At 56.9% G+C, this 15,228-nt stretch carries 11 protein-coding genes, 1 tRNA gene and 1 other RNA gene; 9 read left to right on the forward strand and 4 right to left on the reverse strand.

Features of this window, described 5'->3' with window-relative positions:
• Positions 1–101: 101 nt before the first annotated feature.
• The 3 genes from ABYV26_RS08835 to ABYV26_RS08845 all read right to left on the reverse strand — a co-directional run bounded on the left by ABYV26_RS08835 (position 102) and on the right by ABYV26_RS08845 (position 4,673).
• Entirely contained in the window at positions 102–2,555 is a 2,454-nt protein-coding gene (locus ABYV26_RS08835; RefSeq protein ID WP_372680157.1) for a heavy metal translocating P-type ATPase, read from the reverse strand.
• Positions 2,555–2,758 carry a heavy-metal-associated domain-containing protein gene (locus ABYV26_RS08840; RefSeq protein ID WP_372680159.1) on the reverse strand — a complete coding sequence of 68 codons (204 nt, stop codon included), beginning with the start codon at positions 2,756–2,758 and terminating at the stop codon, positions 2,555–2,557. Before ABYV26_RS08840 ends, ABYV26_RS08835 begins: the two co-directional genes overlap by 1 nt.
• A gap of 160 nt (positions 2,759–2,918) precedes the next feature.
• The gene (locus ABYV26_RS08845; RefSeq protein ID WP_372680161.1) at positions 2,919–4,673 is read right to left on the reverse strand and encodes a YcaO-like family protein; all 1,755 of its coding nucleotides are present in this window, start codon (positions 4,671–4,673) and stop codon (positions 2,919–2,921) included.
• Between the two features lie 384 nt (positions 4,674–5,057).
• Here ABYV26_RS08845 and hisB point away from each other — a divergent pair, with 384 nt between their 5' ends.
• The 9 genes from hisB (at position 5,058) to ispD (ending at position 14,497) form a co-directional block, all read left to right on the forward strand.
• Positions 5,058–5,645 (forward strand): imidazoleglycerol-phosphate dehydratase HisB, encoded by a 588-nt coding sequence (hisB, locus tag ABYV26_RS08850; protein ID WP_372680163.1) that lies wholly within the window; start codon positions 5,058–5,060, stop codon positions 5,643–5,645.
• 233 nt (positions 5,646–5,878) lie between these two features.
• Positions 5,879–7,693 carry a DNA primase gene (dnaG, locus tag ABYV26_RS08855; RefSeq protein WP_372680165.1) on the forward strand — a complete coding sequence of 605 codons (1,815 nt, stop codon included), beginning with the start codon at positions 5,879–5,881 and terminating at the stop codon, positions 7,691–7,693.
• 129 nt (positions 7,694–7,822) lie between these two features.
• A complete protein-coding gene (rpoD, locus tag ABYV26_RS08860; protein ID WP_372680167.1) occupies positions 7,823–9,697 on the forward strand; it encodes an RNA polymerase sigma factor RpoD in 1,875 nt (624 codons plus the stop codon).
• A gap of 79 nt (positions 9,698–9,776) precedes the next feature.
• A tRNA-Ile gene (locus ABYV26_RS08865) sits at positions 9,777–9,849 on the forward strand.
• A gap of 158 nt (positions 9,850–10,007) precedes the next feature.
• Positions 10,008–11,126, forward strand: coding sequence for a Nif3-like dinuclear metal center hexameric protein (locus ABYV26_RS08870; RefSeq protein WP_372680169.1), 1,119 nt, complete (start codon positions 10,008–10,010; stop codon positions 11,124–11,126).
• A gap of 25 nt (positions 11,127–11,151) precedes the next feature.
• On the forward strand, positions 11,152–11,871 hold the full coding sequence (locus ABYV26_RS08875) for a zinc ribbon domain-containing protein (RefSeq protein ID WP_372680171.1): 720 nt from the start codon (positions 11,152–11,154) through the stop codon (positions 11,869–11,871).
• A 12-nt stretch (positions 11,872–11,883) separates the two neighbouring features.
• Positions 11,884–12,263, forward strand: an RNA gene (gene rnpB, locus ABYV26_RS08880) — RNase P RNA component class A.
• A 222-nt stretch (positions 12,264–12,485) separates the two neighbouring features.
• On the forward strand, positions 12,486–13,790 hold the full coding sequence (locus tag ABYV26_RS08885) for an HPr family phosphocarrier protein (protein ID WP_372680173.1): 1,305 nt from the start codon (positions 12,486–12,488) through the stop codon (positions 13,788–13,790).
• A complete protein-coding gene (gene ispD / locus ABYV26_RS08890) occupies positions 13,787–14,497 on the forward strand; it encodes a 2-C-methyl-D-erythritol 4-phosphate cytidylyltransferase (RefSeq protein WP_372680175.1) in 711 nt (236 codons plus the stop codon). Before ABYV26_RS08885 ends, ispD begins: the two co-directional genes overlap by 4 nt.
• 19 nt (positions 14,498–14,516) lie before the next feature.
• On the opposite strand, the gene ABYV26_RS08895 is transcribed toward ispD, so the two are convergent.
• Positions 14,517–15,228, reverse strand: a 712-nt coding sequence (locus ABYV26_RS08895; protein ID WP_372680177.1) for a 2-phospho-L-lactate transferase CofD family protein, incomplete at its 5' end; no start/stop codon positions are given.

Genomic DNA, 15,228 nt, shown 5'->3' on the forward strand with positions numbered 1-15,228 from the left:
CATTTCACCCAGAACCCAGAACCCAGAACCCAGAACCCAGAACCCAGAACCCAGAACCCAGAACCCAGAACCCAGAACCCAGAACCCAGAACCCAGAACCCTCATCCATCAACCAGTTTCGCCCGATACAGCCTCAGGCTGTTGGAAACCACCGTGATACTGGAAAAGGCCATGGCCAGGGCAGCCAGGATGGGATGCAGTTGCCGCAGCATCATGGGCAGGTCGTCAAAGGGGAACAGGGCGCCGGCAGCCACCGGGATCAATATGGCATTGTAAAAAAAAGCCCAGAATAGGTTCTGGCGGATGGTCTTCATGGTGGCTCGGCTGAGGGCGATGGCCTTGGGGACACCGCTGAGCGATCCGGCAGCCAGGATCACGTCGGCCGTTTCGATGGCCACATCGGTGCCCGTACCGATGGCGAAGCCCACGTCGGCTTGGGCCAGAGCCGGGGCATCGTTGATGCCGTCCCCCACCATGGCAACGATTTTTCCTTCGGTCTGCAGCGTTTTAACCCGCAGGGCCTTGTCTTCCGGCCGGACCTCCGCCGCCACATGATCCACACCGGCCTGCCGACCGATCGTTTCGGCTGCCTGGCGGTTGTCTCCGGTGAGCATGACCGTCTCTAGGCCCAGCCGCTTCAATCGGGATATGGCCGCCGGGGAGTCTGTTTTGATGCGATCGGATACGCAGATCAGCCCTAGCGGGCGGTCCGCTTCGACGGCTACCATGACGGTTTTCCCCTGGGCCTGAAAAGCCGATATCTGTTGGGCCATCGCCTCGGAAACCAGTCTCGAGCGCTCGTCAAACCAGTTCGGCTTGCCGACCCTTACCCGTTGGCCGTCTATCCGGGCTTCGACCCCGTCGCCGCCATGGGCCTTGAAAGCCTGGGGCGTCGCCAGCGTCAGACCCGAGGCTTCGGCTTTCTTGACCACCGCCCGTCCCAAGGGGTGTTCAGACCCTTTTTCCACCGAAGCGGCCAGCATCAGCAGTTCATTTTCCGTTACCCCGTTGCCCTCATCGGGAACCAGGTCGGTGACCAAGGGTTTGCCTTCGGTGATGGTACCGGTTTTGTCAAGAACCACAGTGGACAACCGGGTGGCGCCCTCCAGTGCCCGACTGTTTTTGAAAAGTATTCCCCGTTCGGCGCCCTTGCCGGTGCCTGCCATGATCGCGGTGGGTGTGGCCAGGCCCAGGGCGCAGGGGCAGGCGATGACCAGTACGGCCACCATGCGAATCATGGCGGTTACGAAATCGCCGGCAAGGACCCACCAGACCGCAAAAACCAGCAGGGCGATCACGATAATCGCCGGAACGAACACCGCGGCGACCCGATCGGCCAGGGCTTGGATGGGGGCTTTGCTGCCCTGGGCCTCCTGGACCAGGCGGATGATCTGGGCCAGGGCGGTTTCCCGGCCCACCCGGGTCGCTGTGAAGACGAGGTTGCCCTGGCCGTTGATGGTGCCGGCTGCCATAGGGTCGCCGGGTATTTTATCCACCGGAATGGGTTCGCCGGTGAGCATGGATTCGTCGACGGACGAGGCGCCGTCGATGACCAGGCCGTCGACGGGGATGCGTTCGCCCGGTCGGACCAGAACCACATCTCCCACGCGCACCGCCTCGATAGGCGTCTCATTCTCGATCCCTTCGCGCAGCACCGTGGCGGTTTTGGGGCGCAGCCCCATGAGCTTGCGAATCGCGCTGCCTGTTTTGCCTTTGGTGCGGGCTTCGAGCAGCTTGCCCATTTTAATCAGGGTGATGATGACTGCCGACGTTTCGAAGTAAACATGCCCGCCCAAGGTGGGAAGCAGCAGCACAGCCAGGGAATAGACGTAGGCCGTGGACGATCCCATGGCCACCAGCACATCCATGTTGGCGCTCTTGTTGCGCAGGCTTTTCAGGCCGCTGATGTAATAGTCCCAGCCGGTGTAAAACTGCACCGGTGTCGCCAAGACAAAAAACAGCCAGTTGACCCAGGGCTGGTGGCTCCACGCTCCGGTGAGGCCAAAATCCCTGGCCATGCTGGCCACAAACAGGGGCAGGGCAAAGACGACGCCGACCATAAACTTGCGGGTCTGGTCGGCGATCTCCAGTTGCCGTGCCCGGGCTTCGACATCCTCTGTTTCCCCTTCCTGCTGGATCAAGGCCCCGAATCCGGCTTTTTCCACCGCAGACACCAGGTCGTCAGGGGTAACCATGGACGGCAGATACTCAACCGTTGCCCGTTCGGCGGCGAAATTCACGACAGCATGGATCACCCCCGCCATTTTCTTGCCCAGCGTCCGCTCTACGTTCATGGCGCAGTTGGCGCAGGTCATGCCCGTGACCGGAAAGTCAATGCGGGCGGTGGTGACGCTGAATCCGAGTTTTTCGACCTGCCGGATCAGATCCGACGGTGTCGCGGAGCGGGGATCGAAGGTCACCGAAGCCCGTTCGGCCGCAAAATTGACATTGGCCTCGCTGACACCCGAGAGCTTTTCAAGCCCACGGGCGATGTTCATGGCGCAGTTGGCGCAGGTCATACCCGTGATGGGCAGGATGAGAGTCTGAGAGGTCATCACTGGGCCGGATAATTGATTTCCGTCAGGGTGGCCCGGATGCGTTCAATGGACGCTGGGGCGTCCCAGTGGACGGTGACGGTTTTGGTTGCGGCGTCGGCTTTTACCGCGGTGACTCCCTCCATCTCGGCCAATTCCGATTCGATGGCCGACACGCAGTGGCCACAGGAGATGTTGGGAATGGTCAGTGTCTCTTTGGACATAAAAGCCTCCTTTCGACTTCAGTTTTGTTTTTTCACGCGCACAAGGTAAGTGGTCCCAGGGGCGCTTGCAAGGCGGGCATGGGAAAAGATCACAGGTGCAGAACGAAGGCTGGCGTCGAAAAACCATCCTTCAGATGACGGGGACAGATCAGACGTCGGACTACGGTCCTCCGTCCTCAGTTTTACCGGTGAGCCTTTCCAGGTTGTCCCGGGCAAAATCGATGGACGGGTCCAGCTCTAAGGCCAGTCGATAGTAGCGCACCGCATCGGCTTTCTTGTCCATGTCTCGGTAATTGGAAGCGATGTTGGCATAGTCGATGGCCGAACTGGGATCCAAGGCGATGACCTTTTCAAAGCTCTGGATGGCCGCTTCGTGCTCTCTGCGCATGAAGTGGCAATATCCTTTGAGATTGTGAATATCGGTGCGTTCCGGATCCAGGGCTTCGCCTTTGGCCAGGACGGCCAACGCGTTTTCATAGTCGCCCCGTTCCTTGTGGCAGACCCCCATGTAGGAGTAGATGCTGGGGATATCCTGCTCGGCCGGCGACTGCTCGAGCGCTCGGACAAAATGCGACAGGGCTGTTTGCGGGTCGTTTCGCTCCAGGTGGCAGTTGCCCAAGTAAAACTGGATGAAATACTTGCCGGGCAGCAGCCGCTCCATCTCCATCAGCCGTCTGATGGCCTCGTCCGCTCCGAAGCTCTCCATGGCGATCTTGGCGGCAAACATGGCCACGCTGGTCCCGGCGGCGCGTTCCCTGAAATGGGCGCCGGGGACGATGGTGTAAAAGGCCGGCACGGACAGTTGGGGATGCGTGGTGTCCACCACGAGCACCTCGAAATCCCGCTGCGCCATGGCCTGGATACACCCTTCCACCTCGATGCGGATGTTCGGGTGTGAAATGTCGGGCAGTTTGGCCAGGGAGACGGGGCCAGGGGCGTTGATCACGTAACCGGCATCTTCCAGGCGGGTGAACTTGGGCAGGCCCGAGGCCACGTAGTTGGACCCGGAGTTGAAGTCACCGGCCAGCTGGGCCACTTCGGTCAGGGCGCGGCTCAGGGCCTTTTCCGGGCTGGGTGTTGTGCCGGCGGTCCAGACGATTTCGCTCTTGCCTGGAAAAGTGACTGGATCGTAGGCCAGGACGCCAACGGAGGGGATGCCCATGTCCTGGGTAAAATCAGTGATGAACACCTTGATGCCCGCTTTGTCGTATTTGCCCAGCATTTCCCTGACCAACAGGTCTGATGCCGAATCCGGGTCGATCAGCGGTGTAGAAATCTTGCGGCGGCTGATCAGCGAAGACACGTGACGTTCGACGATTTCGCATATGCCTTGGCACAGGGCCTCTTCCACGCAATTGCCCGCCGAGGGGCCGTTGAAGGCGTTGATGGCGTAGAACCAATTGATCGGAACCAGCACCTCTTTCTCCCGGGTCAGGCTCCAGGCGCCGGTCCATCTCAGGGGCAGGGATTCAAAAATCCGTTTGGATGCGTCAAGATCGCCGGATTCGTCGTGAACCGACTTGGCGATCTGATCGAAGTCAATGGCCTCGTCGGCAAACTGGTCGTAGGTGCCCAATCGGGTGTGGTCTCGGTTGGCATAGAAGCTGAAAAAACTGAAGCGTTCGGCCAACTCCATCACCGCGCTGGCCTCGGCCTGGGCTGGTGTAGCACCTTTGCCCATCTGTTTTTTGGTGCCGATGATTGCCTGGGCATCGTGGCCGCAGGTACTGAAAAATACGGGGATGTCCAACCGGCCATTGTCGATTCGAATGGTCCGATCAAGAATTTTCAATTCCATGTCGTTCATGCGTTGTTTGGCCGCGGCCACCGTTTCTTCCGGCAGAATAATCTTATCCTGATCGTCGGTTGCCTGCTTAATGGCGTCTTTCATCTTGATGGGGCCGGTACGCTTCATAGAATCTCCTCATCTGGTTGACGATGGTAGTCAGCGTGTCGTCACGATCACCTTCTGATCCCGTTTCATCCGGAACGACAAACCAACGGCAATGTCGGCTGATGTCTCCATGACCATCACGTCAATATAAACACTGCCTGTGCCTCGTGTCCATTCAGAAGTGGGCGCTTGCGTGCCGTATCACGGCCGACACGTTTTCGAAACGTTGGGCTCGCCGCGCTCCGTAAACGCATGCGATGATGTTATTGACCGTTGCATCGACGGCCCAGGTGGTGTACAAGGTCGCTGCGGCGCCCCTGATCCCCAACCCCAACCATCCGGCACTATTTCGTCGGACCTGGACCGCTGACCACTTTCACTGTGCACGTGGTAAGGAGAACTGCCATGACCCGGATGTGCCGACTGGAACGGAAGACGACGGAAACCCAAATCAAGGTCGAATTGAACCTGGACGGACAGGGACAGGCCGACATCGAGACCGGTATCGCCTTTCTCGATCACATGTTGACCCTGTTCTGTGTTCACGGAAGTTTCGATCTGGATATACAGGCCAAGGGCGACCTGGAGGTGGATGACCATCATACCGTTGAGGACGTCGCACTGGTTCTTGGCGAGGCCGTCTCGACTGCCTTGGACAATCGCTTCGGAATCCGCCGCTACGGGTTTGCCGTAACCCCCATGGACGAAGCGCTGGCCGAAGTGGCCATCGACCTGTCCAACCGCCCTTTCCTGGTATATCACCTGCCGTCGGAGCTGTCGTCTGTGGGGCGTTTTGACAGCGGCTTGGCCAAAGAGTTCTTCAGGGCCTTCGCGGTCAAGGGGGGCATGAACCTCCACATCAACGTGCGATACGGGGAAAACGAGCACCATGTGCTCGAATCGGTATACAAGTCCACTGGCAGGGCACTCAAGCAGGCGGTATCCATCGACGCCGACCGCAGTGGTGTTCGGTCATCGAAGGGGGTCCTGTAACCCGTTGTCTCTCATAAAGTCGCTACTATATATTGACAAAATGGCTCCGGGGATTTATCATATCCAATTTAGTAAAGGTCGACCCTATGCACAATTTAGCTATCGGCGCAGTCCAGGCGTTCAGGCGCTTTTTTTACCGCCAATCTAGCCCGTGACTCTCTCTGCTGGAGATGGTTTAGGTCCCACCGGAGCATGATTGAACCCGAATCCATTTGAAATGGAGGCGGCTTTTCTTGGCGGCGTACATCCCTGACGAAAAAATTACGGCGATCAAAAATGCTTCCGATATCGTTGACATCGTATCGGAGACGGTATCCCTGCGTCGAGCGGGGCGAAACCTTTTGGGACTGTGCCCCTTTCATGCCGAAAAGACCCCGTCCTTTACCGTGAGTCCGGACAAACAGATCTTTTACTGTTTTGGTTGCGGGGCAGGCGGTAACGTATTCAGTTTCCTTATGAAACACAGCGGATTCAGCTTTCCGGAGGCTGCCAGATTACTGGCCGGACGCTACGGCATCGACCTTCCCACCCGGAATCTGTCCCCCCTCGAGAAAAAAAAGTTGACGGAACGGGAAACGATACTAACGCTTAATGGCGATGCCGTGTCCTTTTACCGTGATTGTCTGCTTTCGGAGGCGCGGGGTCAGTCGGCCAAAGGGTATCTATTGAAAAGAGGGATGACGCGCAAAACGATTGATGATTTCAAACTTGGATTTGCCCCGGATGGCTGGGATCATCTGGTCCGTCACTTTCGGTCAAGGAGAAAGCCTGTCGAGATGGCGCTGCAGGCCGGTCTGATCGTTTCCCGCAAAAATGGGGAGGGGCACTATGACCGCTTCAGGAACCGGATCATCTTCCCCATTTTCAACGGGCAGAACCAGCCGGTGGGATTTGGCGGCCGTGTGATGGACGATGCACTGCCCAAATACCTGAATAGCCCGGAAACACCGGTATACAGCAAGAGCCGGTCCCTTTATGGTTTGGACCGGGCTCGTCAACAATGCCGGGAAAAGCAGACGGTTTATGTCGTTGAGGGGTATTTCGACCTGCTCTCCATGCATCAGTTCGGCATCGAAAACGCGGTGGCCACCTTGGGAACTTCCCTGACAGCCGAGCACGTTCAGATTCTGAAAGGGTTCGTGGGTGAGGGTGGCAAGGCGGTCCTGGTTTACGATTCGGACCAAGCGGGCATCAAAGCAGCCCAACGCAGCGTGGCGGTTTTTCAAAAAGGGCTTCTCGAGGCACGAATTATGGTGTTGCCCAAGGGGCATGATCCAGATTCTTTTCTCATGGCGCAGGGTCCCGATGATTTTTCAAAGCTGGCTGAACAATCCATGGGTATGATTCCATTCATGGTGGAATCGGCTGTCGAGAATTATGGATTAAGTATCGACGGCAAGGTCCGCATCGTCAACGAATTGAAACCGGCCATCCTGGCCATTGGCGATCCGGTTGCCCGATCGCTGCGGGTCAAGCACCTGGCTGAGCGGATTGGGGTGGATGAAACGGTCCTTTTGCAAAAGATCAAACGGACGGTGAACCCCCCTGCCACGGCGGCCTGGCTGAAAGGTCGCCCGGGCAAGGTCAGCCCACCGGAGGCACCGCCGGTTCGCGGGCAAACTTACCGGCTGGAGCAACAGGTGGTGGCCATGATGCTTCAGTTCCCGGAGATGATCGTCGATATCGAGCGGCGGCAACTCATGGATCATTTCACGGATCCTGTGCTGGCGGAGATCGGGCGTGGCATTATCGACCATTTCACCAATTTCGACAGCGACATCGCCGGCTTGGTCTCCCGCTGGGATGACCCGCAGAAAAAAGCCGTGGTCGCCCGGCTCTCATTGACCGATGAGCACTGGGACCGGGACGGCTGCATGAACCTGATGACTCAATTCGAGGGCAGCATACGCCGTCGAGACAAAGCGTTGTTGCGGCGTATCGAGGCCGCAGAAAAAAGTGGTGATGTTAACCTGCTGGCCACGCTATTGCAGGAAAAACAGCAGCAAGCCCGAAAGACAATGGAAAAGCGCAGCGGTGGTGACCATTGACCGCCGGCCATGGCAATTGTCGGCTGACGACAGCCGCTGACACGCATGGGCATAAAAAACGAATATCAGAATACGGCGACCCAACCATGGACTGCAATATGTCCGGATGTGGTTCAGGAGGCTAACGGCATGACCAAAAAATCCGATAACAAGCGCAACGGGGCATCCAAGCAAACAGAGAAGAAATCGGCCAAAAAGAAAGCCGAGGCTGTTGGCAAAACGGCTGTCGTCGACGCTGGACCACACGGAAAATCGGAAAAAACCAAGCAATCGAACAAAAAAAAGGACCAGAAACTGCTCAAGGCCCTCATCGAAAAGGGCAAAGAGCAGGGCTCACTGACCTACGACGAGATCAACGAGGTCCTCCCCAACGAGATGATGTCCTCGGAAATGATCGACGATACCCTGATGATGTTCGACGACATGGACATCGAGATTATCGAAAGCGAAAACGACCTTTCAGACAAGGAAAGCTCAACCGAAAAAAAGGCGGCGCTGAACAAGGCCGTTGCAGTATCGGACATCGGCTCGGTTACGGATCCGGTGAAAATGTACCTTCGAGAAATGGGTATGGTCACCCTCCTCAGTCGTGAAGGCGAGGTGGTGATTGCCAAGAAGATCGAAGAGGGGGAGCAGGACGTTCTCAAGGCCCTTTTGGAAACCTCCCTGGGTGTCAAATACATCCTTGAATTCGGGGATCTGATCGAAGTGGGTGCCCTCCGGCCGAAGCATGTCTTGCGTGATGTGGATGAAGGGGACGCCTATGTGGACGAGATGGTTCAGATCGAAAACTTTCTCGAAACCATTTCCGGTATCCGTGCGGTGAATGATGAGATCAAACAATACCGTGACCGCATGTTTTCCGAGCAGATGGAGCCTGATGAAGCCCGCCGTGTCAGACGGTGCATCATGCGGCGCAATAATAAAATTTTCGACCTGCTCAAGGGATGGCGATTGGAAGGCGGTGTGATCGACCGCATCGAAGCGCACATCCGCCGGCTCATCGACTGGTTCGATGCCCAGAACAAATTGGTGGCCATTACCGCCGAGGCCTTCGGGGCAACGATTGGGGAACTTCGTGAACACTTGACCACCAAAGCCAAGTTCATGAAATGGGCCAAGAAACATTCCAGTTTGGACCAAGAGGCATTGGGGCGAATCTATACCCACTTGAATTCAATGGCCGAGCAGCTGGTCGAAAAAGAAAATGATTTCAAGGCCAACAACCGCAATCTCAAGCGGGTGATGGCCAGTGTGGATGAAGGCCGCATGCGGGCTAAATTTGCCAAAAGCGAGCTGATCCGCGCCAACCTGAGATTGGTGGTCAGCATCGCTAAAAAATACACCAACCGAGGACTCCAATTTCTGGATCTTATTCAGGAGGGCAACATCGGACTGATGAAGGCGGTGGACAAGTTCGAATATCGCCGGGGCTACAAGTTCAGCACCTACGCCACCTGGTGGATCCGGCAGGCCATCACCCGGGCCATCGCCGACCAGGCGCGAACGATACGCATTCCGGTGCATATGATCGAAACCATCAACAAGCTGATCCGCACCTCCCGCTACCTGGTCCAGGAGTTCGGCAGGGAACCCCGTCCGGAGGAGATTGCCGAGAAGATGGAGATACCCATCGACAAGGTCCGCAAGGTGCTTAAAATCGCCAGGGAGCCGATTTCTCTGGAAACCCCGATCGGGGAAGAAGAAGACAGCCATCTGGGCGACTTTATCGAAGACAAGAAATTTATGCTGCCGTCAGAAGCGGCGGTCAGCATGAACCTGGCCGAGCAGACCCGTAAAGTACTGGCAACCCTGACCCCTCGTGAGGAAAAAGTCCTTCGCATGCGCTTCGGCATCGGCGAGAAGGCGGATCACACCCTGGAAGAAGTTGGGCAGGACTTCACCGTTACCCGTGAACGAATCCGGCAGATCGAGGCAAAAGCCTTGAGAAAACTGCGCCACCCCACCCGCAGTCGCAAACTGAAGAGCTTTATCGACAATTGAGAGGGCGCGGGACCGGCTTGCATATGCTTGACAATTTGCCATGACGGAGGTAGACAAGCAATCGATTTTGATCTGACACGGGCCCATAGCTCAGCTGGCAGAGCCACCGGCTCATAACCGGTCGGTCCCTGGTTCGATCCCAGGTGGGCCCACTTAAAAAAACTCCGGCGCCGTTCGTCAACCCATAACGCCCGGAGGTCTCGGCATCTGGCTGTGTTGAGGATAAAAGGCGATTCGGCGTGGATAGACTCCGGCTTCCGCGCCTTTTTTTATGCCCGATGCCGGTAGGCGATGGATTGAGGGATACAGCATGACAGCAACCGTGGCACAATTTGTACGGATTCTCGACCTCTTGGCGCCTCCCCACCTGGCAGCGTCGTGGGACAATGTCGGTCTTCAGATTGGGAACCTGGACTGGCCGGTAAAAAAAGTGTGGACGGCCTTGGACCCGCTGCCCGAGGTGGTGGCCAGGGCATGTGAAAATGGTGTGGACTTATTGGTCACCCACCACCCGCTGTTTTTCAAGCCGGTCAATCGCATCGACTGCAGTACGCCGCTAGGCGGGATTGCCGAAATGGCTTTGTCCCGACGGTTGGCTATTTTCAGTGCCCACACCAACCTGGATAGTGTGCCGGGCGGGGTGAACGATGTCCTGGTCGGTCGAATGGGGCTGCACAAGGTCCGGGTGCTTGCCGGCCATGCCGATGCCGACATGTGCAAATTGGTGGTATTCGTTCCTTCGAATCGCGTGAAAACCATCCTCGATACGCTGTTTGCACTGGATGCCGGCCGAATGGGCAATTATTCGTGCTGCAGTTTCCGATGCGAGGGCGTTGGCACCTTTTTGCCGGGTGCGGGCTCATCTCCTGCCGTCGGCAGCACCGGCGTCCTTACGGAAGTCCAGGAAAGCCGGATTGAAATCCTCGTGGCCAACGCGGAACGAAGTGCGGTGGTGCGAGCGCTGGAGAAGGTGCATCCATATGAATCCATGGCCTATGACGTCTATCCCCTGACCGTTCCCGACCGCCAGGCTGGTTTGGGACGGGTGGGAGAGCTTGATTCGCCATTGCCACTGGGTGACTTGGCAGCGAAGTTGAAAGCCGCACTGAACCTCTCTGCGGTGAAAATGGTCGGCCCAGCGGACAGGGTGATTAAGACGGTCGCGGTGTGCTCCGGAAGCGGTGCCAGTTTGATGGCCACAGCGATCGCCACCGGGGCACAGGCTTACGTGAGCGGGGACCTGGGCTATCATACGGCCAGAGATGCTCAGCAGGCAGGCATCGGGCTCATCGATATCGGACATTTTGGCTCGGAGCACCTGGTCGTCGACGTTCTGGCTGAGCTCATCCGGGAGTCCGTCAAAGCCTCGGGCCTATCGGTAACCGTGGAGGCCGAGGGCATGGAAAAAGACCCATTCCATTACCTGTAAAATGTGGGATACAAGAAAGGCAGGCATGAGCAACATTCAAGAACAAATTAACATCCTCGTTGAGGTCCAGGGCGTGGAATTGGAGATCCATCAAGCTGACCGGCTGGTCAATGCCTTGAACAACGAGTCCGCCGCCCTGGATCGTTCAATAGCCGAGCGCGAGATCCGGGTCTCCTCTGAAAAAGCTGCCCTCGACGACCTGAAAAAGACGTATCGGGATCTTGAATCCGAATCGAAGATCAACGCAGGAATGATCGTCAAAAGCAACGAAAAGCTCCGTGCAGTTAAAACCAACAAAGAGTACCAGTCGATCTTGAAAGAGATCGATGAGATCCGCAAAAAAAATTCTGGCATCGAAGATCGGATGCTGGAGCAACTAGAGGCCATTGAATCTGCGGAGGCGGCGGTTAAGGCAAAAGAGATGGAGCTGGCGAGTTTCGTTCAATCCTACCAAGAAAAAAAAGAAGCGTTTGCAGCCAAAGAGAAGCGTGAACGGCAGGCCGTCGAGTCGCTCAACGAGAAGAAAGCCCGGATCAGCGCCAATGTCGACCCCAGTTTAATTACCGTTATGGACGATGTTAAAAAAAAGGTTCGTGGATTGGCGGTGGTCCCCGTTCAACAGGCCATCTGCATGGGATGCCACATGAATATACCCGCGCAGTTGTTCAATGAGCTGCAGCGATTTGATGAGCTTCGGTTTTGCCCCCACTGCCATCGGATTATTTATTGGAAAGAACGAGAATAAGAAATAGCGGTCGGAGTAGACCAGGCGGTCGCTGGCTCCTTTTCGGGAGCTGGAGGAAAGTCCGAACACCACAGGGCAGGGTGCTCCATAACATGGAGTCACGGTGACGTGAAGGCAAGTGCAACAGAAAGCAGACCGCCCTGCCGTTTTCGGCAGGGTAAGGGTGAAACGGTGCGGTAAGAGCGCACCAGTTCTCCGGGTGACCGGGGAAGCTAGGTAAACCCCACCCGGTGCAAGACCAAATAGGGGAGCGTCGAAGGGCTGCCCGTCCAAGCTCCCGGGTAGGTCGCACGAGGTGCCGGGCAATCGGCATCCCAGATGAATGATCGCCGCCCCCGCGATCCGGGTAACCGGCCGGGGGAACAGAATTCGGCTTACGGGCTGCTCCGACCGCTATTTCGTTCTTTGCAGCCGTTCAGCGGTTCAGGGTTCCGCGTTCAACGTCAGGATCCCGGCCCTCAGGGGCCGGACGTGCACTTATGACATGTTGTACTCAATCAATCCCAGGGGGCCCCTTTACTTTCCCGGTCCATGGGTTAGGCATCCGGCGCGGCATACGCGGTTACGCTTTTCTGTTAACCTTGAACCTTTGAACCCTGATTACGGAGCGCAACGTGAACGATCCCTTTTGTGAAATCTCTTTTTCCGAAAAGGTCAGAATCTTCTCTTTAGATTACCTGAAATGCTGCATCTATATCTCCAATCGGCAGACACCCAACCACGTGTTTACCAAAAAATTGTATTCCAAGCTGATCAGCACCTCGCAGGTGCTGGAAGACTTCCTCGACTTTCACGGGGCCAAGAACAGTGAGGACTGGTACCTGTATCGGGAGTTGTGTGCCACTGTCAGGCACTTGAGCCTTGGGGCCTACTGCCAGAAGCATATCTTAAACCGGCTAATATTCTACGAAATCCCGGATACCGAGGCGTTTCGGGAACAGGGGGAAAAAACCATCACCTTTCTGAATGATGCCCTGCGGAACCTGGCTCCGGTGATCATAGACGAGGCCTCGCGGCTGAACATCACCATGCCGGTGGACGCTTTCGGATCGGAGGATTTTCCCGGCATCACCACCGGTGAGATGCTCAAATACGACATCGACGATGATGCCAAGGATGTTCAAAAACGGAACATCGTAAAAATCGCCAGCGAGTTTCTTTCCATCGCTGCCAGCTTCGACCCGATGGGGTTCTACGAGCCTTACGGAAATGACGAGATCGCTGCTCTCGTGCCCGAGACGGTGAACGAGGTGCAGATCCGCCGCTTCGAAATGCTGGTGCACAACCTGCAGTCCTCCTTCGACACCTATGTGATTCACGGGGGGTTCCGGTTCGGTGACCGCAAACTCAAATCGCTGAGAAGTTATTTTTCTATTGTCTTTCATCTGCTGCAGATGATGGGGCGCCTGCTTCATTTTTATGAAAGACACCTTCACGAAGCCGGCTATAAAAACACTTACAAACGGGTTCAGGATAAACTGGCGTCCCTGGTGGACCCGGTCGTCCTGCTGGACCGAACCATCAATTACGGTCTATACTATGCCTGCCAGTACCTCAACTCCGGCAAGAAACTGGCGCGTGAAATTCTCAACGAAAACATCGAACGTTCCGCCATAACCGTAGGGATTCCAGTCAAGCTGGGATTTCACAGCCGGCCCAGTCTCCTGGTGGCCAAGATTGTTCAGCATTTCGGGGGACAGGTTGAATTGGTGGTCGGTCAAGACCGGTTCGACGCCAGCAGCGTGCTGGACATTCAATGGGCGGGTGGAAAAATTCAAAAAGAGAAGATCACCGAGGTGACATTTGAGGGAGACACCCGGGCCCTGGCTGCCCTTCAGATCCTGGCCGGGGTCAATTACGGGGAAGATACCATGGGCAAAGGCGTGCCGTTGCCCGGCGAATTGAGCTACCTGAAATGATCTGTGCCGTCATTGTCGCCGGTGGAAGCGGCTCCCGTATGAAGACAGCGGTGAGAAAACAATATCTCAAGCTGAGCGGTATGCCGATTGTCGCCCATACGCTGTTGGCCTTTGACCGGCACCCCGATCTGGACCGCATCGTTCTCGTGGTTCCGGAAGATGACCTTAAGCGGTGCCGTGCTGACGTGCTGGCGCCACTTTCCCTGGTGCATGACGTTCAACTGGTTGCCGGTGGACACCGGCGGCAGGACTCGGTACTCAACGGCCTCAGCGCCATAGACGTTGCCGACGGCACCGTCATGATCCACGATGCCGTGCGTCCATTCGTGCGTCTCTCTCTCATGAATGCCTGCCTTGCCGGCGTCAGGGAAACCGGTGGATGCATTCCGGGGATACCGGCTACCGACACCTTGAAACAGGTGGGCGCCGACGGGATGATCGTCGGCACCCTCAACCGACAACTGGTCCGCCTTGCCCAGACCCCCCAAACCTTTTCCATCGACTTGATCCGAGGTGCCTACCAATTGGCCGCCCAGCGCGGAATCACCGCCACCGACGACGCCTCCATGGCCGAATTCGCCGGAGAGCGAGTGATCGTGGTGCCCGGTGACCCGGACAACATCAAGATCACCACCCAGGCGGATTTGTGGATTGCCAGAGGCATATTTGCCAGATGGCAGGCAATCGCCACCGGACAACCTGATTGACAGGGGCTCGTTGACCCCATCAGGTGGCAAAAGGACCGCCGGCTATGATTCTTTCAATCAACCCGGCCAGCTTTTCCGGGTCGTGGCGGATGACGTCTCCCGATGTTTCAAGCAGGTCTTCCAGAAACAGTTGACAACCTTCATCCAGGTAGCCGACGTTCACAAATTCGGCTTTCTGTTGGCGATAAAGACTCAGCAGGCGGTCATCGGGTCTTCGCGTGTTGACCATGGCGCCGCTGAGTTTCCGGCCGGTGAAACCTTCTAAGGTAGAGATGAAATCGCTTGCCTGGAAGTGGTTCGTTTCGCCAAATTTGGTCATGATGTTGACTACATGATAAATGGGCGCGGACACGGCACTGAGCTGTTCCCGCAGGCCGGGAACGATGAGGTTGGGGATGATGCTGGTGAACAGGTCGCCCGGCCCCAGGATGATGATGTCGGCATCGGCGATCGCTTCCAAAACCGGCGGATAAACGGTGATCGCGTCACTGTGGTGGGGCACCAGGTAGACATCCCGGATGGTTTCGCGCTGATGGCCGCGGGGGGTCGCGTGCTCGATCGCGGCCAGACCATCATCTTCACCGGCAAGCGCCGGCTGCTGATACCCGCGGTCAACGCGGCCGAAGCTGGCATCGGTCCGCGTCAGCGGCTGCTCACGGCCCATCACCTGCACGACGTCGTGGCGTTTCTCAAAGATCCCCAGGGCGCGGCCCTGGCGCCACCGCCACCGC

The organism is Desulfosarcina sp. (genome assembly GCF_041551955.1).
Classification (GTDB): Bacteria; Desulfobacterota; Desulfobacteria; order Desulfobacterales; family Desulfosarcinaceae; genus Desulfosarcina.